32 protein-coding genes are annotated in these 21,610 nt (G+C 46.0%); 26 read left to right on the top strand and 6 right to left on the bottom strand.

Going from position 1 to position 21,610, the window contains the following annotated elements; genetic code table 11:
- Positions 1 to 6 precede the first annotated feature (6 nt).
- The 20 genes from rplP to rplQ all read left to right on the top strand — a co-directional run bounded on the left by rplP (position 7) and on the right by rplQ (position 9,570).
- Complete coding sequence (gene rplP / locus CTT30_RS14080) at positions 7 to 417, top strand: 50S ribosomal protein L16 (protein WP_004410459.1); 411 nt, start codon at positions 7 to 9, stop codon at positions 415 to 417.
- Complete coding sequence (gene rpmC / locus CTT30_RS14075; RefSeq protein ID WP_004410456.1) at positions 417 to 608, top strand: 50S ribosomal protein L29; 192 nt, start codon at positions 417 to 419, stop codon at positions 606 to 608. The genes rplP and rpmC overlap by 1 nt, the downstream gene beginning before the upstream one ends.
- Positions 608 to 862, top strand: coding sequence for a 30S ribosomal protein S17 (gene rpsQ / locus CTT30_RS14070; protein ID WP_206371606.1), 255 nt, complete (start codon positions 608 to 610; stop codon positions 860 to 862). Before rpmC ends, rpsQ begins: the two co-directional genes overlap by 1 nt.
- 164 nt (positions 863 to 1,026) lie before the next feature.
- On the top strand, positions 1,027 to 1,398 hold the full coding sequence (gene rplN / locus CTT30_RS14065) for a 50S ribosomal protein L14 (RefSeq protein WP_004745883.1): 372 nt from the start codon (positions 1,027 to 1,029) through the stop codon (positions 1,396 to 1,398).
- A 13-nt stretch (positions 1,399 to 1,411) separates the two neighbouring features.
- Positions 1,412 to 1,729 carry a 50S ribosomal protein L24 gene (gene rplX / locus CTT30_RS14060; protein ID WP_045974710.1) on the top strand — a complete coding sequence of 106 codons (318 nt, stop codon included), beginning with the start codon at positions 1,412 to 1,414 and terminating at the stop codon, positions 1,727 to 1,729.
- Between the two features lie 23 nt (positions 1,730 to 1,752).
- Positions 1,753 to 2,292 carry a 50S ribosomal protein L5 gene (gene rplE, locus CTT30_RS14055; RefSeq protein WP_008072340.1) on the top strand — a complete coding sequence of 180 codons (540 nt, stop codon included), beginning with the start codon at positions 1,753 to 1,755 and terminating at the stop codon, positions 2,290 to 2,292.
- A gap of 17 nt (positions 2,293 to 2,309) precedes the next feature.
- Positions 2,310 to 2,615, top strand: a complete 306-nt coding sequence (gene rpsN / locus CTT30_RS14050; RefSeq protein WP_006963211.1) for a 30S ribosomal protein S14 — start codon at positions 2,310 to 2,312, stop codon at positions 2,613 to 2,615.
- Positions 2,616 to 2,644: 29 nt separating this feature from the next.
- Entirely contained in the window at positions 2,645 to 3,037 is a 393-nt protein-coding gene (gene rpsH / locus CTT30_RS14045) for a 30S ribosomal protein S8 (RefSeq protein WP_045974708.1), read from the top strand.
- Between the two features lie 12 nt (positions 3,038 to 3,049).
- Positions 3,050 to 3,583 carry a 50S ribosomal protein L6 gene (gene rplF / locus CTT30_RS14040; RefSeq protein WP_045974707.1) on the top strand — a complete coding sequence of 178 codons (534 nt, stop codon included), beginning with the start codon at positions 3,050 to 3,052 and terminating at the stop codon, positions 3,581 to 3,583.
- A 9-nt stretch (positions 3,584 to 3,592) separates the two neighbouring features.
- On the top strand, positions 3,593 to 3,946 hold the full coding sequence (gene rplR, locus CTT30_RS14035; RefSeq protein ID WP_045974706.1) for a 50S ribosomal protein L18: 354 nt from the start codon (positions 3,593 to 3,595) through the stop codon (positions 3,944 to 3,946).
- Between the two features lie 14 nt (positions 3,947 to 3,960).
- Positions 3,961 to 4,464 carry a 30S ribosomal protein S5 gene (gene rpsE / locus CTT30_RS14030; RefSeq protein ID WP_004745894.1) on the top strand — a complete coding sequence of 168 codons (504 nt, stop codon included), beginning with the start codon at positions 3,961 to 3,963 and terminating at the stop codon, positions 4,462 to 4,464.
- Between the two features lie 7 nt (positions 4,465 to 4,471).
- Positions 4,472 to 4,648 carry a 50S ribosomal protein L30 gene (gene rpmD, locus CTT30_RS14025; protein ID WP_006963207.1) on the top strand — a complete coding sequence of 59 codons (177 nt, stop codon included), beginning with the start codon at positions 4,472 to 4,474 and terminating at the stop codon, positions 4,646 to 4,648.
- Positions 4,649 to 4,653: 5 nt separating this feature from the next.
- A complete protein-coding gene (rplO, locus tag CTT30_RS14020) occupies positions 4,654 to 5,088 on the top strand; it encodes a 50S ribosomal protein L15 (RefSeq protein WP_006963206.1) in 435 nt (144 codons plus the stop codon).
- Positions 5,089 to 5,108: 20 nt separating this feature from the next.
- Complete coding sequence (secY, locus tag CTT30_RS14015; protein ID WP_239838662.1) at positions 5,109 to 6,443, top strand: preprotein translocase subunit SecY; 1,335 nt, start codon at positions 5,109 to 5,111, stop codon at positions 6,441 to 6,443.
- Positions 6,444 to 6,470: 27 nt separating this feature from the next.
- On the top strand, positions 6,471 to 6,584 hold the full coding sequence (gene rpmJ / locus CTT30_RS14010; protein WP_000868186.1) for a 50S ribosomal protein L36: 114 nt from the start codon (positions 6,471 to 6,473) through the stop codon (positions 6,582 to 6,584).
- A gap of 149 nt (positions 6,585 to 6,733) precedes the next feature.
- Positions 6,734 to 7,090, top strand: a complete 357-nt coding sequence (rpsM, locus tag CTT30_RS14005; RefSeq protein ID WP_005383154.1) for a 30S ribosomal protein S13 — start codon at positions 6,734 to 6,736, stop codon at positions 7,088 to 7,090.
- Between the two features lie 18 nt (positions 7,091 to 7,108).
- Entirely contained in the window at positions 7,109 to 7,498 is a 390-nt protein-coding gene (gene rpsK, locus CTT30_RS14000; protein ID WP_001118870.1) for a 30S ribosomal protein S11, read from the top strand.
- 27 nt (positions 7,499 to 7,525) lie between these two features.
- Complete coding sequence (gene rpsD / locus CTT30_RS13995; protein WP_006963204.1) at positions 7,526 to 8,146, top strand: 30S ribosomal protein S4; 621 nt, start codon at positions 7,526 to 7,528, stop codon at positions 8,144 to 8,146.
- Between the two features lie 24 nt (positions 8,147 to 8,170).
- Positions 8,171 to 9,163: a DNA-directed RNA polymerase subunit alpha gene (locus CTT30_RS13990; protein ID WP_004410407.1), complete on the top strand. Its 993-nt coding sequence runs from the start codon at positions 8,171 to 8,173 to the stop codon at positions 9,161 to 9,163.
- Between the two features lie 26 nt (positions 9,164 to 9,189).
- Positions 9,190 to 9,570, top strand: a complete 381-nt coding sequence (gene rplQ, locus CTT30_RS13985) for a 50S ribosomal protein L17 (protein WP_005383141.1) — start codon at positions 9,190 to 9,192, stop codon at positions 9,568 to 9,570.
- Positions 9,571 to 9,641: 71 nt separating this feature from the next.
- Here the strand turns inward: rplQ and CTT30_RS13980 are convergent, their stop codons facing one another.
- Positions 9,642 to 10,121 carry a DUF2780 domain-containing protein gene (locus CTT30_RS13980; protein ID WP_252035443.1) on the bottom strand — a complete coding sequence of 160 codons (480 nt, stop codon included), beginning with the start codon at positions 10,119 to 10,121 and terminating at the stop codon, positions 9,642 to 9,644.
- Between the two features lie 96 nt (positions 10,122 to 10,217).
- Positions 10,218 to 10,838: an FKBP-type peptidyl-prolyl cis-trans isomerase gene (locus CTT30_RS13975; RefSeq protein ID WP_239838664.1), complete on the bottom strand. Its 621-nt coding sequence runs from the start codon at positions 10,836 to 10,838 to the stop codon at positions 10,218 to 10,220.
- 234 nt (positions 10,839 to 11,072) lie between these two features.
- Here CTT30_RS13975 and CTT30_RS13970 point away from each other — a divergent pair, with 234 nt between their 5' ends.
- Positions 11,073 to 11,642, top strand: coding sequence for a LysM-like peptidoglycan-binding domain-containing protein (locus tag CTT30_RS13970; RefSeq protein WP_239838665.1), 570 nt, complete (start codon positions 11,073 to 11,075; stop codon positions 11,640 to 11,642).
- Here CTT30_RS13970 and CTT30_RS13965 read toward each other — a convergent pair whose 3' ends face one another.
- From CTT30_RS13965 to cpdB, 4 genes are all read right to left on the bottom strand, one after another.
- Complete coding sequence (locus CTT30_RS13965) at positions 11,643 to 12,506, bottom strand: DMT family transporter (protein ID WP_252035442.1); 864 nt, start codon at positions 12,504 to 12,506, stop codon at positions 11,643 to 11,645.
- Between the two features lie 2 nt (positions 12,507 to 12,508).
- Positions 12,509 to 12,961 carry a GNAT family N-acetyltransferase gene (locus CTT30_RS13960; protein WP_252035441.1) on the bottom strand — a complete coding sequence of 151 codons (453 nt, stop codon included), beginning with the start codon at positions 12,959 to 12,961 and terminating at the stop codon, positions 12,509 to 12,511.
- A 70-nt stretch (positions 12,962 to 13,031) separates the two neighbouring features.
- A complete protein-coding gene (locus CTT30_RS13955; RefSeq protein WP_252035440.1) occupies positions 13,032 to 13,601 on the bottom strand; it encodes a Crp/Fnr family transcriptional regulator in 570 nt (189 codons plus the stop codon).
- 117 nt (positions 13,602 to 13,718) lie between these two features.
- Positions 13,719 to 15,680, bottom strand: coding sequence for a 2',3'-cyclic-nucleotide 2'-phosphodiesterase (cpdB, locus tag CTT30_RS13950; protein ID WP_239870323.1), 1,962 nt, complete (start codon positions 15,678 to 15,680; stop codon positions 13,719 to 13,721).
- A 262-nt stretch (positions 15,681 to 15,942) separates the two neighbouring features.
- Between cpdB and cobA the strand changes: the two genes are divergently transcribed.
- The 5 genes from cobA to cysC are packed head-to-tail and all read left to right on the top strand — an operon-like array spanning position 15,943 to position 21,582.
- Positions 15,943 to 16,809, top strand: coding sequence for a uroporphyrinogen-III C-methyltransferase (gene cobA / locus CTT30_RS13945; RefSeq protein WP_252036654.1), 867 nt, complete (start codon positions 15,943 to 15,945; stop codon positions 16,807 to 16,809).
- Between the two features lie 58 nt (positions 16,810 to 16,867).
- Positions 16,868 to 17,776 (top strand): sulfate adenylyltransferase subunit CysD, encoded by a 909-nt coding sequence (gene cysD / locus CTT30_RS13940; protein ID WP_006963194.1) that lies wholly within the window; start codon positions 16,868 to 16,870, stop codon positions 17,774 to 17,776.
- A gap of 17 nt (positions 17,777 to 17,793) precedes the next feature.
- The gene (cysN, locus tag CTT30_RS13935) at positions 17,794 to 19,206 is read left to right on the top strand and encodes a sulfate adenylyltransferase subunit CysN (RefSeq protein WP_252035439.1); all 1,413 of its coding nucleotides are present in this window, start codon (positions 17,794 to 17,796) and stop codon (positions 19,204 to 19,206) included.
- Positions 19,207 to 19,229: 23 nt separating this feature from the next.
- Positions 19,230 to 20,954, top strand: coding sequence for an SLC13 family permease (locus tag CTT30_RS13930; protein ID WP_252036653.1), 1,725 nt, complete (start codon positions 19,230 to 19,232; stop codon positions 20,952 to 20,954).
- Between the two features lie 10 nt (positions 20,955 to 20,964).
- Positions 20,965 to 21,582, top strand: a complete 618-nt coding sequence (gene cysC / locus CTT30_RS13925; protein WP_252035438.1) for an adenylyl-sulfate kinase — start codon at positions 20,965 to 20,967, stop codon at positions 21,580 to 21,582.
- The last annotated feature ends 28 nt before the right edge of the window (positions 21,583 to 21,610 follow it).

The following is a 21,610-nucleotide window of genomic DNA, read 5'->3' as shown; positions in this document are numbered from 1 at the left end:
CGACAGATGCTACAACCTAAACGTACTAAGTTCCGTAAGGTTCAGACTGGTCGTAACCGTGGTCTAGCTAAAGGTACTGATGTAAGCTTCGGCGAATTCGGTCTTAAAGCAACTGGCCGTGGCCGTCTAACTGCTCGTCAAATCGAAGCGGCACGTCGTGCAATGACACGTCACGTTAAGCGTCAAGGTAAAATCTGGATCCGTGTGTTCCCAGACAAACCTATCACAGAAAAACCACTTGAAGTTCGTCAAGGTAAGGGTAAAGGTAACGTTGAGTACTGGGTAGCCCAAATCCAACCTGGTAAGGTTATGTACGAAATGGGTGGTGTACCTGAAGAATTGGCTCGTGAAGCGTTTCGTCTAGCGGCGCGTAAACTGCCATTCAAAACTACGTTTGTAACTAAGCAGGTGATGTGATGAAAGCACAAGATCTACGCGAAAAAAGCGTTGAAGAGCTTAACGCTGAGCTATTGAATTTGCTACGCGAACAGTTCAACTTGCGCATGCAAGCTGCAACTGGTCAGCTACAGCAAACTCATACTCTGAAAGCTGTACGTCGTGATATCGCACGTGTGAAAACCGTATTGACTGAGAAGGCAGGCGCATAATGAGCGACAAAATTCGTACTTCATTTGGTCGTGTAGTTAGCAACAAGGCTGACAAGTCTATCACTGTTGCTATCGAGCGCATGGTTAAACACCCAATTTACGGCAAGTTCGTAAAGCGCACGACTAAAGTTCACGCACATGACGAGAACAACGAGTGTGGCCTAGGCGATACTGTTGAGATTCGTGAATGTCGTCCACTGTCTAAGACTAAGTCTTGGACTTTGGTTAAAGTTGTAGAAAAGGCGAAGATCTAATCTTCACTATTCTATAAACAAAAAAACGGCTCCAAAATTATTTTGGGGCCGTTTATTTTTTGACTACCCAATCACAGAAAAGGGTGGTACAATTCGCGTCCCTTTTAAAGAGGCAGCCCGACCCGTGATGGGTCTAGTTATTAATATTTAGCGGAGCACTAACAATGATCCAAATGCAAAGTACACTTGACGCAGCTGATAACTCTGGCGCGCGCAAGGTAATGTGTATTAAGGTCCTGGGTGGCTCACACCGCCGTTATGCACATATCGGTGACGTCATCAAAGTTACTGTTAAGGAAGCAATTCCTCGCGGTAAAGTTAAGAAAGGTGACGTTCTGAAGGCGGTAGTAGTGCGCACCCGTAAAGGCGTACGTCGTCCAGACGGTTCTGTCATTCGCTTCGACCGTAATGCTTGCGTATTGTTGAACGACAACACTGAGCAACCAATCGGTACACGTATCTTTGGCCCTGTGACGCGTGAACTTCGTGGCGATAAGTTCATGAAGATCGTTTCACTGGCTCCAGAAGTTCTGTAAGGAGCACGTAGAAATGGCAGCTAAAATCCGTCGTAACGACGAAGTAATCGTTCTTGCTGGTAAAGACAAAGGCAAGAAAGGTAAAGTAACTAAGGTTCTAGCAACTGGTAAAGTTATTGTTGAAGGTATCAACCTTGTTAAGAAGCACCAAAAGCCGGTTCCGGCTCTAGGTCAACAAGGTGGCATCGTTGAGCAAGAAGCAGCTATTGATGCTTCTAACGTTGCAATCTTTAACTCAGCTACTGGTAAAGCTGACCGTATCGGTTTCCGTTTTGAAGATGGTAAGAAAGTACGTTTCTTTAAATCTAACAACGAAATCGTTTCTAACTAATAGAAGTAATTTGGAGTTCTACTATGGCGAAACTGCATGATTACTACAAGTCGTCTGTAGTCGCTGAACTGACCAAAGAGTTCAGCTACACAAGCGTCATGCAAGTCCCTAGAATCGAGAAAATCACCCTAAACATGGGTGTTGGTGAAGCAATCAACGATAAGAAACTGCTAGAAAACGCAGCTGCTGATATGGCAACGATCTCTGGTCAAAAGCCACTTATCACTAAAGCGCGTAAATCTGTTGCAGGTTTCAAAATCCGCGAAGGCTACCCTATCGGTTGTAAAGTAACCTTGCGTGGCGAACGTATGTGGGATTTTCTTGAGCGTTTAATTAACATCGCTCTTCCACGTGTACGTGACTTCCGTGGTGTTAGCGCTAAGTCTTTTGACGGACGCGGTAACTACAGCATGGGCGTTCGCGAGCAAATCATCTTCCCGGAAATCGACTTTGATAAAGTTGATCGAGTACGCGGTCTAGACATCACTATTACGACGTCTGCTGGTACTGATGAGGAAGGCCGTGCTCTGCTGGCTGCCTTTAACTTCCCATTCCGTAAGTAAGGTGAAGGGTTACTGTTATGGCTAAAAATTCAATGAAAGCACGTGAAGCAAAACGTGCGAAGCTAGTAGCTAAGTTCGCTGAAAAGCGCGCTGCGCTTAAAGCTATCATCAGCGATGTAAACGCATCTGAAGAAGATCGTTGGAACGCAGTTCTTAAATTGCAATCTCTTCCACGTGATTCAAGTGCATCACGTCAGCGCAACCGTTGTAACCAAACTGGTCGTCCACACGGTTACCTACGTAAGTTCGGTCTAAGCCGTATCAAAGTTCGTGAAGCTTGCATGAAAGGCGAGATTCCTGGACTTCGTAAGGCTAGCTGGTAATTGCCACTTAATCATTTGGAGTAAATCATATGAGCATGCAAGATCCGATTTCGGATATGCTGACCCGCGTTCGTAACGGTCAGGCAGCAAACAAAGTTGCTGTTAAAATGCCTTCTTCAAAGCTTAAAGTTGCAATTGCTGCACTACTAAAAGCTGAAGGTTACATCACTGATTTCGCTGTAGAAGGCGAAGCTAAACCTGAGCTAGAAGTTACACTTAAGTACTTCCAAGCTAAACCAGTAATCGAGCAACTTAAACGTGTTTCTCGTCCAGGTCTACGTGTTTACAAGAAGAAAGATGAGCTTCCTTCTGTAATGGGTGGTCTTGGTGTTGCTATCGTTTCAACTTCCAAGGGTCTTATGTCAGACCGCGCTGCACGTAAAGCAGGTCTTGGTGGTGAAATCATCTGCTACGTAGCTTAATAGGAGTAGACTATGTCTCGTGTTGCTAAAGCACCTGTCGCTATTCCAGCTGGCGTAGAGGTGAAACTAAACGGCCAAGAAATCACTGTAAAAGGTGCTAAAGGCGAACTATCTCGCGTTCTTAACGATGCGGTAGTTGTTGCTCAGGAAGAAAACAATCTTACTTTCGGTCCACGCGAAGGTGTTGCTAACGCATGGGCACAAGCAGGTACTGCTCGCGCTCTAGTTAACAACATGGTTGTTGGCGTTACTGAAGGCTTTACTAAGAAGCTAACTCTTAAGGGTGTTGGTTACCGTGCTGCTATCAAAGGCAACGCTGTAGGCCTAACTCTTGGCTTCTCTCACCCAGTTGAGCATGAATTGCCAGCGGGTATTAAAGCTGAGTGTCCAAGCCAAACTGAAATCGTGATCACTGGTTGTGACAAACAACTTGTTGGTCAGGTTGCGGCTGACATTCGTTCTTACCGTGAGCCTGAGCCTTATAAAGGTAAAGGTGTTCGTTACGCAGATGAAAATGTGCGTACTAAAGAAGCTAAGAAGAAGTAAGGTAACACTATGGATAAGAAAGCATCTCGCATCCGTCGTGCTACACGCGCACGTCGTAAGATTGCAGAACTGGGTGCAACTCGCCTAGTAGTACACCGTACTCCTCGTCACGTGTACGCTCAGGTTATCGCATCAAACGGCTCTGAGGTTATCGCAGCAGCTTCTACTGTAGAAAAAGCGATCCGTGAGCAAATTAAGAACACTGGTAACATCGATGCAGCTAAAGCAGTAGGTAAAGCTGTTGCAGAACGCGCTCTTGAAAAAGGCGTTGATTCAGTTGCATTTGATCGTTCTGGTTTCCAATACCACGGTCGAGTGGCGGCGCTAGCAGAATCTGCTCGCGAAGCTGGTCTGAAATTCTAAGGTAGGGTTGGAAGATGGCTAAAGAACAACAAGTTCAAGCGAATGATTTGCAAGAAAAGCTAATCGCAGTTAACCGTGTTTCAAAAACGGTTAAAGGTGGTCGAATCATGAGCTTTACTGCACTAACTGTAGTTGGTGACGGTAACGGTCGTGTAGGTTTCGGTTACGGCAAAGCACGTGAAGTACCTGCAGCGATCCAAAAAGCAATGGAAAAAGCGCGTCGTAATATGACTACGATCGCTCTAAACGAAGGTACTCTTCACCACCCGGTGAAAGGTCGTCATTCGGGCTCTAAAGTTTACATGCAGCCAGCTGCTGAAGGTACGGGTGTAATCGCAGGTGGTGCGATGCGTGCAGTACTAGAAGTAGCAGGTGTACACAACGTACTATCTAAAGCATACGGTTCTACGAACCCTATCAACATCGTTCGTGCAACGATCGATGCACTAGGTAGCATGAAGTCGCCAGAAATGGTTGCTGCTAAACGTGGTCTAACTGTTGAATCTATTTCGGAGTAAGAACACCATGGCAACTATTAAAGTTACTCAAACTAAAAGCTCAATCGGTCGTCTACCTAAGCACAAAGCGTGTTTAAAGGGGCTAGGCCTTCGTAAAATCAACCATACTGTAGAACTTGAAGATACTCCGTGTGTACGCGGCATGATCAACAAGGTTTTCTACATGGTTAAAGTTGAGGAGTAATCAGAATGCGTTTGAATACTCTATCACCGGCTGCGGGTTCTAAGCCTTCTGCGAAGCGCGTAGGTCGTGGTATCGGTTCTGGCCTTGGTAAAACCGGTGGTCGTGGCCACAAAGGTCAAAAGTCACGTTCTGGCGGTTCAGTTCGTCCAGGTTTCGAAGGCGGTCAAATGCCTCTGAAACAACGTCTACCAAAATTCGGTTTCACTTCTCGTAAGAGCCTAGTGTCTGCTGAAGTTCGTCTAGCTGAGCTAGCGAAAGTTACTGGTGACGTCGTTGACCTAAACAGCCTTAAAGCTGCTAACGTTATCACTAAGAACATCGAATTTGTAAAAGTTGTTCTATCTGGTGAAATTAACAAAGCAGTGACTGTTAAAGGTCTACGTGTGACTAAAGGCGCTAAAGCTGCAATCGAAGCTGCAGGCGGTAAAATCGAGGAATAATCTCGAGGAACGAGGTACAGATGGCTAAGAAACCAGGACAAGATTTTCGTAGTGCTCAGAGCGGCTTAAGTGAACTAAAGTCGCGCTTGTTATTCGTAATTGGTGCACTTTTAGTATTCCGAGCAGGCTCTTTTGTGCCGATTCCTGGTATTGACGCAGCTGTACTTGCCGATTTGTTCGAACAGCAAAAAGGTACCATCGTTGAAATGTTTAACATGTTCTCCGGTGGTGCTCTTGAGCGTGCATCTATATTAGCGTTGGGTATCATGCCGTATATTTCGGCATCGATTGTTGTCCAACTGCTAACTGTAGTTCATCCAGCGTTAGCTGAACTCAAAAAAGAGGGTGAAGCAGGCCGTCGTAAGATCAGCCAATATACACGCTACGGCACGCTTGTACTTGCAACATTCCAGGCTATTGGTATTGCAACTGGCTTACCAAACATGGTCGACAATCTGGTTGTTATCAACCAAACCATGTTTACGCTAATTGCTACCGTAAGTTTAGTAACCGGCACCATGTTCTTAATGTGGTTAGGTGAACAAATTACAGAGCGTGGTATTGGTAACGGTATTTCGTTACTGATTTTTGCAGGTATTGTTGCTGGATTGCCTTCAGCAATCGGTCAAACAATCGAGCAAGCGCGTCAAGGTGAATTGCATGTACTTCTTCTGCTGTTGATTGTTGTACTTGCTTTTGCAGTAATTTACTTCGTTGTTTTCATGGAGCGTGGTCAACGTCGAATCGTTGTTAACTACGCGAAGCGTCAACAAGGTCGTAAAGTATTTGCTGCACAAAGTACTCACTTGCCACTTAAAATTAATATGGCAGGTGTTATTCCGGCAATCTTTGCGTCAAGCATTATCTTGTTCCCAGGAACATTGGCGCAGTGGTTTGGTCAAAATGGTGAGAGCAGCGCGCTCGGTTGGTTAACTGACGTGTCTTTGGCTCTTAGCCCAGGTCAACCTCTGTATGTAATGCTTTATGCTGCAGCGATTATTTTCTTCTGTTTCTTCTACACGGCGTTGGTATTCAACCCGCGTGAAACAGCAGATAACTTGAAGAAGTCTGGTGCATTCGTACCCGGCATCCGCCCAGGTGAGCAGACAGCGAAATATATTGATAAAGTAATGACGCGTTTAACCTTAGCTGGTGCGCTTTACATTACCTTTATCTGTCTGATTCCGGAGTTTATGATGGTCGCGTGGAACGTACGTTTCTACTTCGGCGGTACATCTCTACTTATCGTAGTAGTTGTCATCATGGACTTTATGGCACAGGTACAGACTCATCTGATGTCTCAACAGTATGATTCTGTGTTGAAAAAGGCAAACCTGAAAGGCTACGGCCGATAACTCAGGTTTCATTTACGGAGTTTAGCAATGAAAGTTCGTGCTTCCGTTAAAAAAATCTGCCGTAACTGTAAAGTTATCAAGCGTAACGGTGTTGTTCGCGTGATTTGCAGTGAGCCAAAGCACAAGCAGCGCCAAGGCTAATTAGCAGAAATTTTTACTTGAAATATAAGGTAGCGTCGAGTATATTCCTCGGCCTACCTTTTGCGTGCAAAAGAAGTAGTATTCCGCAGCGTATCCATAACGGGCTTTGCTGCGGCTAATTCTTTTATAGAAACACTTAGGAGTGAATAATGGCCCGTATAGCAGGCATTAACATTCCTGATCAGAAGCATGCTGTAATCGCTCTAACAGCGATTTACGGTATTGGTAAAACTCGCTCTCAAGCTATCCTAGCTGAAGTGGGTATTGCTGAAAATGTTAAGATCAGTGAACTAACTGAAGAGCAGATCGATCAACTGCGTGATGGTGTAGCTAAGTACACTGTAGAAGGTGATCTACGTCGTGAAGTATCAATGAACATCAAGCGTCTTATGGACCTTGGCTGTTACCGTGGTCTTCGTCATCGTCGCAGTCTACCACTACGTGGACAGCGTACTAAAACCAATGCTCGCACCCGTAAGGGTCCGCGTAAGCCGATCAAAAAATAATCGGGAAGGTAGAGTACAATGGCTAAACAACCAACTCGCGCTCGTAAGCGCGTACGCAAGCAAGTTGCAGATGGCGTTGCGCACATCCATGCGTCTTTCAACAACACAATCGTAACTATTACTGACCGTCAAGGTAACGCTCTAGCGTGGGCTACTGCAGGTGGTTCAGGTTTCCGTGGTTCTCGTAAGTCTACTCCGTTCGCTGCACAGGTTGCTGCTGAGCGTTGTGCTGAAATGGCTAAAGAGTACGGTCTAAAGAACTTGGAAGTTATGGTTAAGGGTCCAGGTCCAGGTCGCGAATCTACTGTTCGTGCACTGAACGCTGCTGGTTTCCGCATCACAAACATCGTTGATGCTACACCAATCCCTCATAACGGTTGTCGTCCACCTAAGAAACGTCGCGTATAACGTTTTTTAGATTACTGGAGAAAGATCATGGCAAGATATTTGGGTCCTAAGCTGAAGCTTAGCCGTCGTGAAGGCACTGACTTATTTCTTAAGTCTGGTGTTCGCGCGATCGATACCAAGTGTAAAATTGATAACGCACCAGGTGTACACGGCGCTCGTCGCGGTCGTCTATCTGAGTATGGCGTTCAGCTTCGTGAGAAGCAAAAAGTTCGTCGTATGTACGGCGTTCTAGAAAAACAATTCCGTAACTACTACAAAGAAGCAGCTCGCCTTAAAGGCAACACTGGTGAAAACCTACTTCAGCTTCTTGAAGGTCGTCTTGATAACGTAGTTTACCGCATGGGCTTTGGTGCAACTCGCGCAGAAGCACGTCAGCTAGTTAGCCACAAAGCTATCCTAGTTAACGGTAAAGTTGTAAACGTTCCTTCTTTCAAAGTTGCGGCTAACGACGTTGTTTCAATTCGCGAGAAAGCTAAACAGCAGTCTCGTATCAAAGCGGCTCTAGAAGTTGCAGAACAACGTGAAAAACCAACTTGGATTGAAGTAGATGGTGGTAAGATGGAAGGTACGTTCAAGCGTTTGCCTGAGCGTTCAGATCTATCTGCTGACATCAACGAACAATTGATCGTCGAGCTTTACTCTAAGTAAGGTTTAAACTAAAGAGAGGACACAATGCAGGGTTCTGTAACAGAATTTCTTAAGCCACGTCTTGTTGACATCGAACAGGTTAGCACGACTCACGCAAAAGTAACTCTTGAGCCATTAGAGCGTGGTTTTGGCCATACTCTTGGTAATGCACTTCGCCGTATTCTTCTATCTTCTATGCCAGGTTGTGCTGTAACAGAAGTAGAAATTGAGGGCGTACTTCATGAGTACAGTACAAAAGAAGGCGTTCAAGAAGATATCCTTGAAATCCTACTAAACCTTAAAGGTTTGGCTGTACGTGTTGCCGAAGGCAAAGATGAAGTGTTCATTACTTTGAACAAATCAGGCTCGGGCCCTGTGGTTGCAGGTGACATCACCCATGATGGTGATGTAGAGATCGCTAACCCTGAACACGTTATTTGTCACCTTACTGATGACAATGCTGAGATCGCAATGCGTATCAAAGTTGAACGTGGTCGTGGTTATGTTCCAGCTTCCGCTCGTATCCATACTGAAGAAGATGAGCGTCCAATTGGTCGCCTACTGGTTGACGCTACGTACAGCCCAGTAGACAAAATTGCTTATTCTGTAGAAGCGGCTCGTGTAGAGCAGCGTACAGACCTAGACAAGCTTGTTATCGACATGGAAACGAACGGTACCCTAGACCCTGAGGAAGCAATCCGTCGCGCAGCTACTATTCTAGCTGAGCAATTGGATGCGTTCGTAGATCTTCGCGATGTACGTGTACCTGAGGAGAAGGAAGAGAAGCCAGAATTCGATCCGATCCTACTGCGTCCTGTAGACGATCTTGAACTAACAGTTCGCTCTGCTAACTGTCTGAAAGCAGAAGCGATTCACTACATCGGTGATCTTGTACAGCGTACTGAGGTTGAGCTACTTAAAACGCCTAACCTTGGTAAAAAATCTCTTACTGAGATTAAAGACGTACTTGCATCACGTGGTCTGTCTCTGGGTATGCGCTTAGAGAACTGGCCACCAGCGTCTATCGCTGAAGATTAATCGATACTAGTTAGAAGGATTAGGTCATGCGCCATCGTAAGAGTGGTCGTCAACTCAACCGCAACAGCTCACATCGCAAAGCGATGTTCAGCAATATGGCTAGCTCTCTAGTACGTCATGAAGTTATCAAGACTACATTGCCAAAAGCAAAAGAGCTACGTCGCGTAGTTGAGCCTTTGATTACACTAGCTAAGACTGACAGTGTTGCTAACCGTCGTCTAGCGTTTGCACGTACTCGTGACAACGAAGTAGTTGCAAAACTATTTAACGAACTAGGTCCACGTTTTGCTGCTCGTCAGGGCGGTTACACTCGTATCCTAAAAGCTGGTTTCCGTGCTGGTGATAAAGCTCCAATGGCTTACATTGAGCTTGTAGATCGCCCAGCTGCTGAAGAAGCTGCTGAGTAATCAGGTTCGTACGAACGGAAAAGCCGAGCATTAGCTCGGCTTTTTTGTATCTGCTGATTATTTGACTCTTATTATTCTTTCCACAGCTCTTCTAGAGACGCCATTAACCCAGAGCTGGCTCCTTGTCCCGATAAGTACTCGAGTATGATTGGCGTGAACTGGCTGATCATTGATGACTCTAGCCCTATTTTCGCAAAAATATCGTTCACTGCACTTATTGATTGGACTTGGTCTGTTATCCCGCCCAGCGAAGACAAGCTCGATAGACCTGGTATAGATTCTGTTAGTTCAGCGCTTTGATTCGCGGGCAGTTGATTCTGAGCCAAAGATAGCAGCGCTGCCGAGCCTGTTGCGGCTTGCTCTGCGCTGATTGATAGGTTGCTTGCCAATGCGTCAGTCAATGGTGATTGACTTTGAGTGCCTGACATTTTTTCGCTCAGTAGGCCAGTTAACGCGTTTGAGTCGATGTTTTCTTTTCCGAGATTGAGAAATGCGTAACTGGAGAAACTTGTTGAAAGGATAATTGGAAGTAGTACTAAGGCTTTGTTCATAGTGATTCCTTGAGGGATAAAGCAAAACACTACCAGTGTAGACAAAAAAAGCGACGCAATGCGTCGCTTTATTAAGAATACTGAATTCGTTTTGAATTACAGAATGTCTAATAGTTCTACTTCGAATACTAGTGCAGCAAATGGAGGGATAGCTGCGCCAGCGCCACGCTCTCCGTATGCGAGGTCTTGCGGGATGTATAGTTTCCACTTAGAACCAACAGGCATTAGCTGCAGGGCTTCAACCCAACCTTTGATCACGCCAGTTACTGGGAACTCAGCCGGTTGACCACGAGACACAGAGCTGTCGAATACAGTGCCGTCTGTTAGCTCACCGTGGTAGTGAACACGAACTTGCTTGTCTGAAGTTGGGATTTCACCAGTACCTTCTGTAAGGATTTCATACTGTAGACCTGACTCTAGAACCGTTACTTCTGGGCGTAGAGCGTTGTCTTTTAGGAAGGTTTCACCATCAGCTGCTGCTGCTTTTGCTGCTTCTTGACGAGCAGATTCAGCACGTTGATGCAGATCTTGAAGTGCTGCGTTGATCTCGTCGATTTCAATTGCAGGCATGTCGCCTACTAGAGCCGTTGCGATACCTGCCGCGATAGCGTCAACATTAAGACCTTCTAAACCAGAACCTGCCAGTTGTTGGCCCATCTGTAGACCAATGCCATAGCTTGCTTTCTGTTCTACAGTTTCAAATTTAACTTCAGACATGATGTCTCTCTATTTTTGATGTATTGAGGTGGCACAGGATACCAGCATTAGTGCTGGGATGAAATGGGCTCGCTTTGAAGCAACGACAAGTGTTGCAATGTGGGATTTACCTCTTACTTTTCGGTTGATATTGGCAAATTTAACCTACGTATTACCTAACTCATTGAAAATTCCTATACTAGAGTGCGCTTCGTTTTTATACTTGTAGTCATAGATCTTGGGAGACCTAGTACAGTGAATCGCAGAAAGAAGAAAGCCAAACAGGTAGATTATGCTGAGATAATCCAGCAAAAATTCTCACAGGTGGATTGGAAAGGTATGGTTGAGCAAGCCAAGCAGGCTTGGTCTCGTTTGCCTAAACTACACCAGCGTGCGCTTATGATTCTGGTCCCTGTCGTTTTCCTCTTGCTTATACTTCCTACTCCTGAGCCGACAATTGATCAGCCACAATCAGAGCCGTCATCAAAACAGCGTGTTCAAGTGAATATCAATACCACAGGCTTGAGTGAGCAGTCTTCTAAGCAGCAGGACAGCTTAAAGTCTGAGGTTTGGCAAGAATATACGGTTAAGAAAGGTGATACGCTAGCTCAAGTGTTTCGCAATAATGACTTAGCGATGGCGGATTTAAATGCTTTAGTTCGTGTTGAAGGCAGTGATAAGCCACTGAGCTATATTAAAGCGGGTCAACTGGTGCGCTTTAAATTGGCGGATGACGGTAGCTTAGACATTCTTCAACTTGAGAAAAGCGCTAAGTCGGTGATGTTCTTCCGTTTGTCTGATGGTGGGTTTGGACGTAGTAAGTAGTTAACTGTTTACAATACGCTGTCGAAATCGTCGCCTTATTGGTAGCAAAGGGGCGATGATCAGCATGATTCCCATGGCAGTAATCCAATCCGGAATTTCGTTAAACCACCAGATTCCAAACAGAGTGACAAACACTAATCCAGAATACTCTGCTAAACCTATCTCCCCGGCTGGCGCTTTTCTGTAGGCCAGCACAGCCAGGCCATTATAAATAAGAATAAGAAGTGCTCCAGCAGCGATTAATCCCAACTGGGAGGCGTTGATTGCTTGCCACGACCAAACGGCCAGAATGCCCGCAACGGGAAGTGATAGCAGTGAAGTCCAAAACAAGGTACTGATCATGGACTGTTGCTCGGGCAGTTTACGTGCTGAAACATTAAACAACGCCAGCGTGGTTGCCGTACCGAGTGCAAAAAAGGTAGCCCAATGAAATTGTGAAGGTCTGAGAACAATCAGCACACCAACAAAACCTAATAGTGTGCCGAGCACTTTGGAACGAGAAGGTTTTTCCCCCATCATCAACACTGAAATGGGCAGCATTAACAAAGGTGCGGCATAGAACACGGCATTTGCACTGGCTAGGGGCATATGAGTGATGGCAACCACCATGCAACCACTGCCAATCAAAACGAGATGAGCGCGAAAGATATTGAGGCTAGGTGAATGCAGTTGGCGTGTGGTCTGTGCTTCTTTTCTCCACAGCGGGTAGATCACCGCCACTGAGATTAACTGGCGAATAAAAATGTACTGAAACGGGCTCACGCTACCATCAAGCAATTTGACCATCACATCTGACAGTGATGCCGTGAGATTACCTGCAATCAGTAACCACAGAGCAATGGCTTGAGGAGAGAACCCGGTCATAACTACCGACTAAACTTCATGTCGATGTGTGGAATGTCGTCCTCTAGGTACATCTCGGAGGTGCGCTGAAAACCATGGCGGTTGTAATACGTTTCTAGATGTTCCTGAGCACCAATCTCAATATCTTGTCCCGGCCACAGCTTGTCACATTCTAATAGCGCTTGTTCGATCAACTGATGGCCTAACCCGTCACCGCGGTGAGCTTGCGCGGTAGCCACTCGACCAATACTGACTGAAGGATAGCTGACGTTTTGCGGTAGAAGTCGTGCGCAAGCAACCAGTTCGTCTTCTTTGTAGCCCATTAAATGATGTACGTTTTCTAAGCTATCTTTGCCATCCAGTTCAGGATAAGGGCAGGTTTGTTCGACGACGAAGACATCGACTCTCAGCTTAAGTAATTGGTATAGCTGGCGAGTGGTTAATTGGTCAAAAGGAAGAAGTTGCCAGGTGATCATAGCGTTGCTCGGTTTGGTTCTTATGAAGACCTAAGTTAACAGTGATGAACCCTGACAGCATTAACAAATGTTAACTTTGCATTCGCTTTTTAATTCGGCTCAGGCTAATCGGTGTAATCCCTAGGTAGGCGGCTATCTGATAGTCGGTTAGCCTTTCAGGCAAGTGCGGGTAATGCTGGCAGAACAGTTCATAACGTTCTTCTGGGGTATACAACAGCATAAAGCGTTCTTTGTTCTCTTTGTACATCAACTGAGTTTCTAGTAGCTTGAGATACACGCTATGTTTTTGACTGCGCCATTGGCGAAGTGTTTCTACTGGAAGTGAGAAGAGCACACAAGAGGTCAGAGATTCGAGAAGGTATGGCGAAGGTTGTTGCTTGATTAAACTTTCGAAGCCGATGATCCAGTCGTGTTCCCAGTAAAATTCCTTGCTGAATTCCTTACCTTTATCAGTGAGATAGGCGGAGTGGCAAATTCCTTCGATGAGGAAAAAGATCTCGTCGGCGAGTTGACCTTGGTGAAGCAATATATGCCGGGTTGGGAGCTCAATAAGCTGAGCAGAGTCAAGCAATTGGGCTATTTCATCGTGATTGAAGCCTGTGGCTTGGAGCTGTTCCGTAAAGCGTTCGGTGGGCTGCATGAATTTTTATCATCAACTAAAACATGCTTAGAATTCTAACCGAATAAGTATGATTCGCTAACTTGTGATGAAAAAAAGCCGCGATAGACATCGCGGCTTGAAAGCTATATCACATGCTTACTTTTGCAGGTCGATCTGATAAACCGCAAAACCAATTTCGTCTGTAGCGACATGTTTCATTGGGTATTGACCTTTCTTCTCAATGAAATCTGCTGCTTTGTCACTTGGTGATGTTTCAAAGCGGATATCGAGTTTGTTGTCAGACTTAATTGGAGCGAATGTCCAGTTGTTGTCTGCGCTTGGCGTGACTTCGCCTTTTTCTTTACTTACTCGGCTAATGTAAGAAGCAATAACAGAGCGGTTTTCATCCGGAGAATCAAACGCGACAAACTCACTACCAGTACCTGGGAACTTGTTGCTGTAGGCACGGTAGTTGTTAGTCGCGATTAGGAAGTCTTGCTCCATATCGATTGGCTTACCTTGGTAAGTTAAGCCAACGATACGTTCAGCGCCTTCATTAACCAGCTTACAGTCACCATCATATTTGGCGGGTTGAGTCACATCAATCTGGTATTCAACACCGTCAATGACATCAAAGTTATAAGTACGGAAGCCATCCCAATTGATCAGTTGCTGCGGTGCAGTGCTGTTCACATCGATTTGCTGGAACTGGCCCGCTGTACACTCAAGCCACTCTTTCACTTCCTTGCCTTTGACCTTCATCGCAACAAGCGTATTCGGGTATAGGTAAAGGTCAGCTGCGTTACGGAAAGTAAGCTGCCCTGACTCTACTTCAGTGAAGTTTGCTGGGTCATTTTTACGACCGCCTGCTTTAAATGGCGCTGCGGCCGAAAGAACTGGAATATCAGAAAGATCAGGGTCGCCTTGAATGAAGCGTTCAACGTAATCTTTTTGCGCTAGGTTAACGATTTGTACGGTTGGATCATCCTGTACCAGAGCTAGGAAGCTGTACATAACATCATTAGCTTTACCAATCGGCTGGTTGACGAAATCCAGAGTACCTTTATGGTCTGCTTCTAGTGCTTTCACCATGTCAGGGTCGGCTTTAGCCAGCGATTTTTTGGCCACTTCGTCATAGATAGGACGAGCTTCAGACTGACCTTTAACAACGGTCCACTTTCCTTGTTTTTCCTTTAACTCTAAATCAATAACGCCAACGTGGCTGCCCCAACGGCCTGGCATGACTGAAGCGACGCCGTTAATGGTACCTTGTTGATTATCCACACCTTGGATGTTGTCAAAGCCTTTACCTGGGAAGACAGCATGTGAGTGACCAAAGGCGATCGCATCAATGCCTTCAACTTCTGATAAGTAGTAAGTTGAGTTTTCTGCACCTGCTTTGTAAGGATCAGATGCTACTCCAGAGTGTGGAATGGCAACGATCACATCAGCACCTTCTTTTTTCATCTGAGGGACAAGCTCTTCTGCTGTTTCTTTGATGTCCTTCGCAAATACCTTGCCTTCTAGGTTTTTCTTATCCCAAACCATGATTTGTGGTGGGACGAAACCAATGTAGCCCACTTTGATTTCATGTTCTACGCCATCAACATCTTTAAAAGTATGAGTTTTGATGATGTAAGGCTTGAAGTAGTGCTTGCCTGTTTTCTTATCAAACACGTTTGCGCTGATGTAAGGAAAGTCAGCGTCATTGATGGTTTCTGCAAGGAACTCGAGACCATAGTTAAACTCGTGGTTGCCGATATTACCGACATCGTAGTTTAGTTGGTTCATCGCTTTGTAAACAGGGTGTACTTCACCTGGCTTGATGCCTTTGTCGGCCATGTAGTCACCCATAGGGCTGCCTTGGATAAGGTCACCATTATCAACCAGTACGCTGTTCTCTACCTCGGCCTGAGCTTGCTTAACCAGCGTTGCTGTACGAGTCAGACCGGTTTTCTGAGTCGGTTTATCTTTGTAGTAGTCGTAGTCCATGACGTTAGTGTGAATATCCGTGGTTTCTACGATGCGTAATTTGATCGTTTCAGCCATAGCAGGGCCAGCCATAGTTAGCATGCCACCCAGTACGGCAATCGAAAGAGGTTTCACTGCGACTTTCATTTTATAAGCTCCGATAGCGTTATTGTGAGACGCAGCATAATGTAACAAAACGATGTGCAACGGATATTTCACTCATTAATAAACTGTGACCTAGAGCGATTACTTTATGCCGTTCTGCTTGGTAGATCTCATCTGTACCTCAGCATTAACCATATTGCATTCTAGTCTTATCAGAAAAAGGTATAAAAAATGAAATTTTAGAATTTCAGGTAATATATCTAGAGCGCCATAATGCTTTCAGCGATAGGAAAGGAATTACATGATGGCGAGCAAGGATACAGTTTCTCAATTTCCACTCAACAACCCACGAGCAGAGCAAGACCAAGCTGTTGCTTCAGTGAGTATTGGCAAGAGTGTGTTGACCCCGGGTGAAGTAGCGCTTATTGGTGCTGGCCCGGGGGATCTTGAATTGCTGACCATCAAAGCACTGCGCTTTTTACAGCAGGCGGATGTTGTACTTTACGACTATTTAGTCTCCGATGAAATCATGGCACTAGTACCGAGCGATACGATCTTAGTCTGTGTCGGTAAGCGTGCTGGTCATCATAGTGTTCCTCAAGAAAAAACCAATCAGCTACTGGTGGACTTCGCTCAACAAGGACATCGTGTTGTGCGTATCAAAGGTGGCGATCCATTTATCTTTGGCCGTGGTGGTGAAGAACTGGAAGTCTTGGCCGATGCAGGCGTTTCGTTCCACGTTGTGCCTGGCATTACCGCTGCTGCTGGTGCTACTGCCTATGCCGGCATCCCATTGACGCATCGTGATTACGCGCAGACGGCGATGTTTATCACAGGCCACCTTAAAGCGGATAGTGACCAAATGGATTGGTCAACGCTGGCTCGTGGCAATCAGACTCTGGTGATTTATATGGGGCTGATGAAGTCTGAATACATTCAAGGTCAGTTGATTGAACATGGCCGCTCTCCAGACACTCCGATTGCGATCATCGAACGCGGAACACAATCCTGTCAGAAAGTTTTTAAAGGTCAGCTGTCACAGCTGGCAACCCTTGCTCAAGATGCTGAGTCACCGTCACTGATCGTGATTGGTGAAGTGGTGTCTTTATCAGAAAAATTAACGTGGTTTGGAACACAGCAAGAACCATTACAACAGCGCCAATTCGCGTAATGCCCATTTATTTAGAATTTGTCAGACGCTCCCAGTGAGCCGCAAAGGAAGCACTAACATGGACCAAGAACGTTTAACCCATCTCAAGCAGCTAGAAGCGGAAAGTATTCATATTATCCGCGAAGTTGCCGCAGAGTTTGATAATCCGGTGATGATGTACTCCATCGGTAAAGATTCCTCAGTCATGCTGCATCTTGCTCGTAAGGCTTTTTACCCAGGTAAGATCCCGTTTCCTCTACTTCACGTCGATACCGACTGGAAGTTTAAGGAGATGATCAAATTCCGCGACAAAACCGCAGAAAAATACGGCTTTGAGCTTTTGGTTCATAAGAACCCAGAAGGTCTTGCGATGGGATGTAGCCCATTCGAACATGGCTCGTCCAAGCATACTGACATCATGAAAACTCAAGGTCTTAAACAAGCGTTGAATAAGTATGGTTTTGATGCGGCTTTTGGTGGTGCGCGCCGCGATGAAGAGAAATCTCGTGCGAAAGAGCGTGTCTATTCTTTCCGTGACAAGAACCATACATGGGATCCAAAGAATCAGCGTCCTGAGTTATGGCGTACTTACAACGGCCAGATCAACAAAGGTGAAAGCATCCGTGTGTTCCCACTATCCAACTGGACTGAGCTAGATATCTGGCAATACATCTATTTGGAAAACATCGAAATTGTTCCGCTTTACCTAGCTGATAAGCGTCCAGTCGTTGAGCGTGATGGCATGCTTATTATGGTGGACGATGAGCGAATGAAGCTACAACCAGGTGAAGTGATTGAAGAGAAAAACGTCCGTTTCCGTACTTTAGGATGCTACCCGCTGACCGGAGCGATCGAATCAGACGCCAATACACTGACGGGCATTATTGAAGAAATGCTGGTTGCGACATCAAGTGAACGACAAGGCCGTGCGATCGACCACGATCAGTCGGGATCGATGGAATTGAAGAAACGACAAGGTTATTTCTAAGGATCTAAGGAAAGATTATGAACAGTGCAGTTGAAGCTCAATTAGCTGAACTTGGTATCGAAGGTTACCTGACTCAGCATCAACACAAATCGCTACTTAGATTCCTCACATGTGGTTCAGTAGATGATGGTAAAAGTACATTGATTGGTCGTCTACTCCACGACTCAAAGCAAATTTATGAAGATCAGTTGGCCGCCGTTCACTCGGATAGCCAGCGTGTCGGTACCACCGGTGAACGTCCAGACCTAGCGTTGTTGGTTGATGGCTTGCAAGCTGAGCGTGAGCAGGGGATCACGATTGATGTCGCATACCGCTATTTCTCTACCCAGAAGCGTAAGTTCATCATTGCCGACACGCCAGGGCATGAGCAGTACACGCGCAACATGGCGACAGGCGCTTCGACCTGTGATCTTGCAGTCATTTTGATTGATGCGCGTAAAGGGGTATTGGATCAAACTCGTCGTCACTCTTTCATCTCAAACTTGCTTGGCCTTAAGCACTTTGTGGTGGCAGTGAACAAGATGGATCTGGTGGAGTATTCACAACAACGCTTTGAAGAGATCCGTGACGAATACCTGTCGTTCTCAGAAAACCTACAAGGCGAAACCGATATTCAGATCATTCCACTGTCTGCGCTAGAGGGCGACAATGTGGTGGAAGCGAGTGATAACCTGAGCTGGTTTGAAGGGCCATCTTTACTCGATCTTCTAGAAAATGTCGATGTTGACCAGGTTAAAGAAGAGGGGGATTTCCGTTTCCCTGTCCAATATGTCAATCGTCCAAACCTCGACTTCCGTGGTTTTGCGGGCACGATTGCCTCAGGCAATGTCAAAGTAGGTGACCGCATCAAAGCTCTGCCTTCAGGTAAGAGTTCGAAAGTGGCGCGTATTGTGACTTTTGATGGCGACCTAGAGCAAGCTCAAGCGGGTCTTGCGGTAACGCTGACATTGGAAGATGAGATCGATATCAGTCGTGGTGACTTGATCGTACTTGAACATGCTCAAGTTGAGTCAAGTAACCGACTGCTTGCTGATGTGGTGTGGATGACTGAACAGCCATTGCAGGCTGGCCGTGATTACGATGTGAAGATTGCGGGCAAGAAGACGGTAGGCCGCGTTGAAGCCATTCGTCACCAGTACGACATCAACAACCTGTCTATGCACAAAGCAGAAGAGCTACCACTGAATGGTATTGGTTTGTGTGAGTGGACATTGAATGAGTCGGTCGCCATCGACAATTACGATGCCGTGCAAGATACCGGTGGCTTCATCATCATCGATCGCCTGACTAATGTAACCGTAGGTGCGGGTTTGGTTCGCGATGCCTTGGCTGAGCGTCAGCGTTCTCCTCAGGAGCGAATGGGGGCTTTCGAAAACGAGCTAAAAGCTCTGATTCTTAAGCACTTCCCAGAGTGGGATGCGAAAATCTAACCGAGCGGAGCAGGTAGAATATGATGTGGCAGCAAGGATTCGTGTTGGCAGTGTTGTTAGGTATCGTTACGTGCCTGATCACAACACGAATTAAGCCAAGTTTCATATTTGCAGGAGCAGCGTTTATAGCGTTTCTTGCGGGCATGATTGAACTTGGTGATGTTGCCACTAACTTTACCAATTCCTCTCTGTTAACGCTGGTGTTGCTGATTCTTGCCTCCAGCGCGTTGGAAAAAACACGGCTGATTAGTTGGGTCAGCCGTTCCTTATCGACAGGTAAGCTTGGCGCTGTTGTCGCTAAGTTGGGCTTATCGACGGCATTGCTTTCGTCGTTTACTAACAACACCGCTGTGGTGGTATCTTTGATCGGCGCCATCAAGCGCAATCAAACTCATGCACCATCAAAGCTACTGATACCATTGTCTTATGCTGCGATCCTTGGCGGTACACTGACCTTGATTGGCACGTCAACCAACTTGATCATCAATAGCTTTGTCGAAGATGCAGGATTGCCAAGTCTTGGCTTTTTTACGCCAACCATGATCGGGTTATCTGTACTGGTGGCGGGCTTGTTGATCTTGATCCCGTTGAGTTACTTACTGCCAAACTATGAAGATAAACATCAGGAAGAGTTGCCATATTTTCTGGAAACGATTGTTGAACCAGGTTCGCCTTTGGTTGGGCGGAGCATCAGTGAAAACAACCTACGTGCATTGAGAAAACTGTTCCTAGCGGAAGTGATACGTGGTGGTAAAACCATGGCATCGGTGGAACCGGATTTTGTCTTACAGGCCAAAGATCGCTTGTTGTTCTGTGGTGATATCGAAAGCGTTGCGACACTTCAGGAAATTCAAGGCTTGACGCTGTTTGGTCAACATCACCTCAACGGCCAGAGCTTTGTTGAAGTGGTGGTGAGCTCTTCGGCTAGCTTCTGCAATAAGACTCTCAAGTCCAGCCATTTTCGTGATCGCTTTGATGCGGTTGTCGTCGCTATTCGTCGTGGCCACGAAAGATTGCAGGGTGGATTGGGTAATATAGAACTCAATGCCGGTGATACTTTGGTGTTAGCGCCGGGAAAACGCTTCGAGCAGGAGCGTAAGGCGCACCGCAAAGAGTTTGTTTTAGTCAATGACCTAGATTCGAGTGCTCGTCTAGATGTGAATAAATCAAGCCTAGTACTACTTGGGTTTGCAGGCGTGATTGGTGCAGCTTTGCTGAATGTTGTTCCATTGATTAAAGGCTTGTCGGTATTTCTTCTTGCGGCGATGTTTTTCGGCGTGATTCAGATGGGAGAGCTTAGACGTCGCTTTCCTGTCGATATCGTTGTCATTGTCGGCTCTGCTTTATCGATCGCCCAGCTGATGATGTCCTCTGGTTTATCCGCCACATTGGGCGCGATGTTTATGGAAACCTTCAATGGTTGGGGGGCATTTGGCGCTTTGGTAGCGACTTACCTGTTTACTCTAATACTGACCGAGCTGGTGACCAATAATGCAGCTGCCGCGCTCGCGTTTCCACTTGGCTACAGTATGGCAATTGGCTATGGCGTCGACCCTATGCCATTCATTATGGCGGTACTGTTTGGTGCCAGTGCCAGCTTTATTTCACCTTATGGTTATCAGACCAACTTACTCGTTTACAGCGTAGGTAACTATAAGCTTGCAGATTACATCAGAGTCGGTATTCCAGTATCCATTGTTTACTCGGTGCTGGTATTGGCTTTGATCCCTCAATTTTTCCCGTTTTAAGGACAGAATTATGACCACGGAAACGCCGACCAAAGATGAAAACATTGTTTGGCATCAGCATAATATTGATAAGGCTTTCAGAGCCAAACTAAAGCAACAAAAACCGGTTGTGCTTTGGTTTACAGGTTTATCTGGCGCAGGGAAATCGACGGTTGCAGGAGCGTTGGAAAACAAACTGGCAGAGCAGGGCTATCACACTTATCTACTCGATGGTGACAATGTGCGTCATGGTTTGTGTAGTGATCTTGGTTTCTCTGAGCAGGATCGCCGTGAGAACATCCGGCGTATTGGTGAGCTAGCCAAATTGATGGCTGATGCGGGGTTAATTGTTTTGTCTGCTTTTATTTCCCCGCATCGTGCTGAGCGTCAACTGGTAAGAGATTTACTGCCAGATGGGGAGTTCCTTGAAGTCTTCGTCAATACATCATTGGAAGTATGTGAACAGCGTGATCCTAAAGGGCTATACAAAAAAGCTCGCGCGGGAGAGATCGCTAATTTCACTGGGATTGATTCTGAGTATGAAGCGCCACTAGCCCCTGACATTGACTTGCTTGCGGGTGAGAAATCCATCGATGCGTTAGTGGAGGATTGCTTAACCGCGCTTAAGCAGAGAAACATCATCGCATAAAGCAAAAAAGCTTCCCAAGGAAGCTTTT

The organism is Vibrio coralliilyticus (assembly GCF_024449095.1).
Taxonomy (GTDB): domain Bacteria; phylum Pseudomonadota; class Gammaproteobacteria; order Enterobacterales; family Vibrionaceae; genus Vibrio; species Vibrio coralliilyticus_A.
The sequence above is the reverse complement of the archived record's forward strand: the minus strand, read 5'-3'. Positions and strand labels throughout refer to the sequence as shown.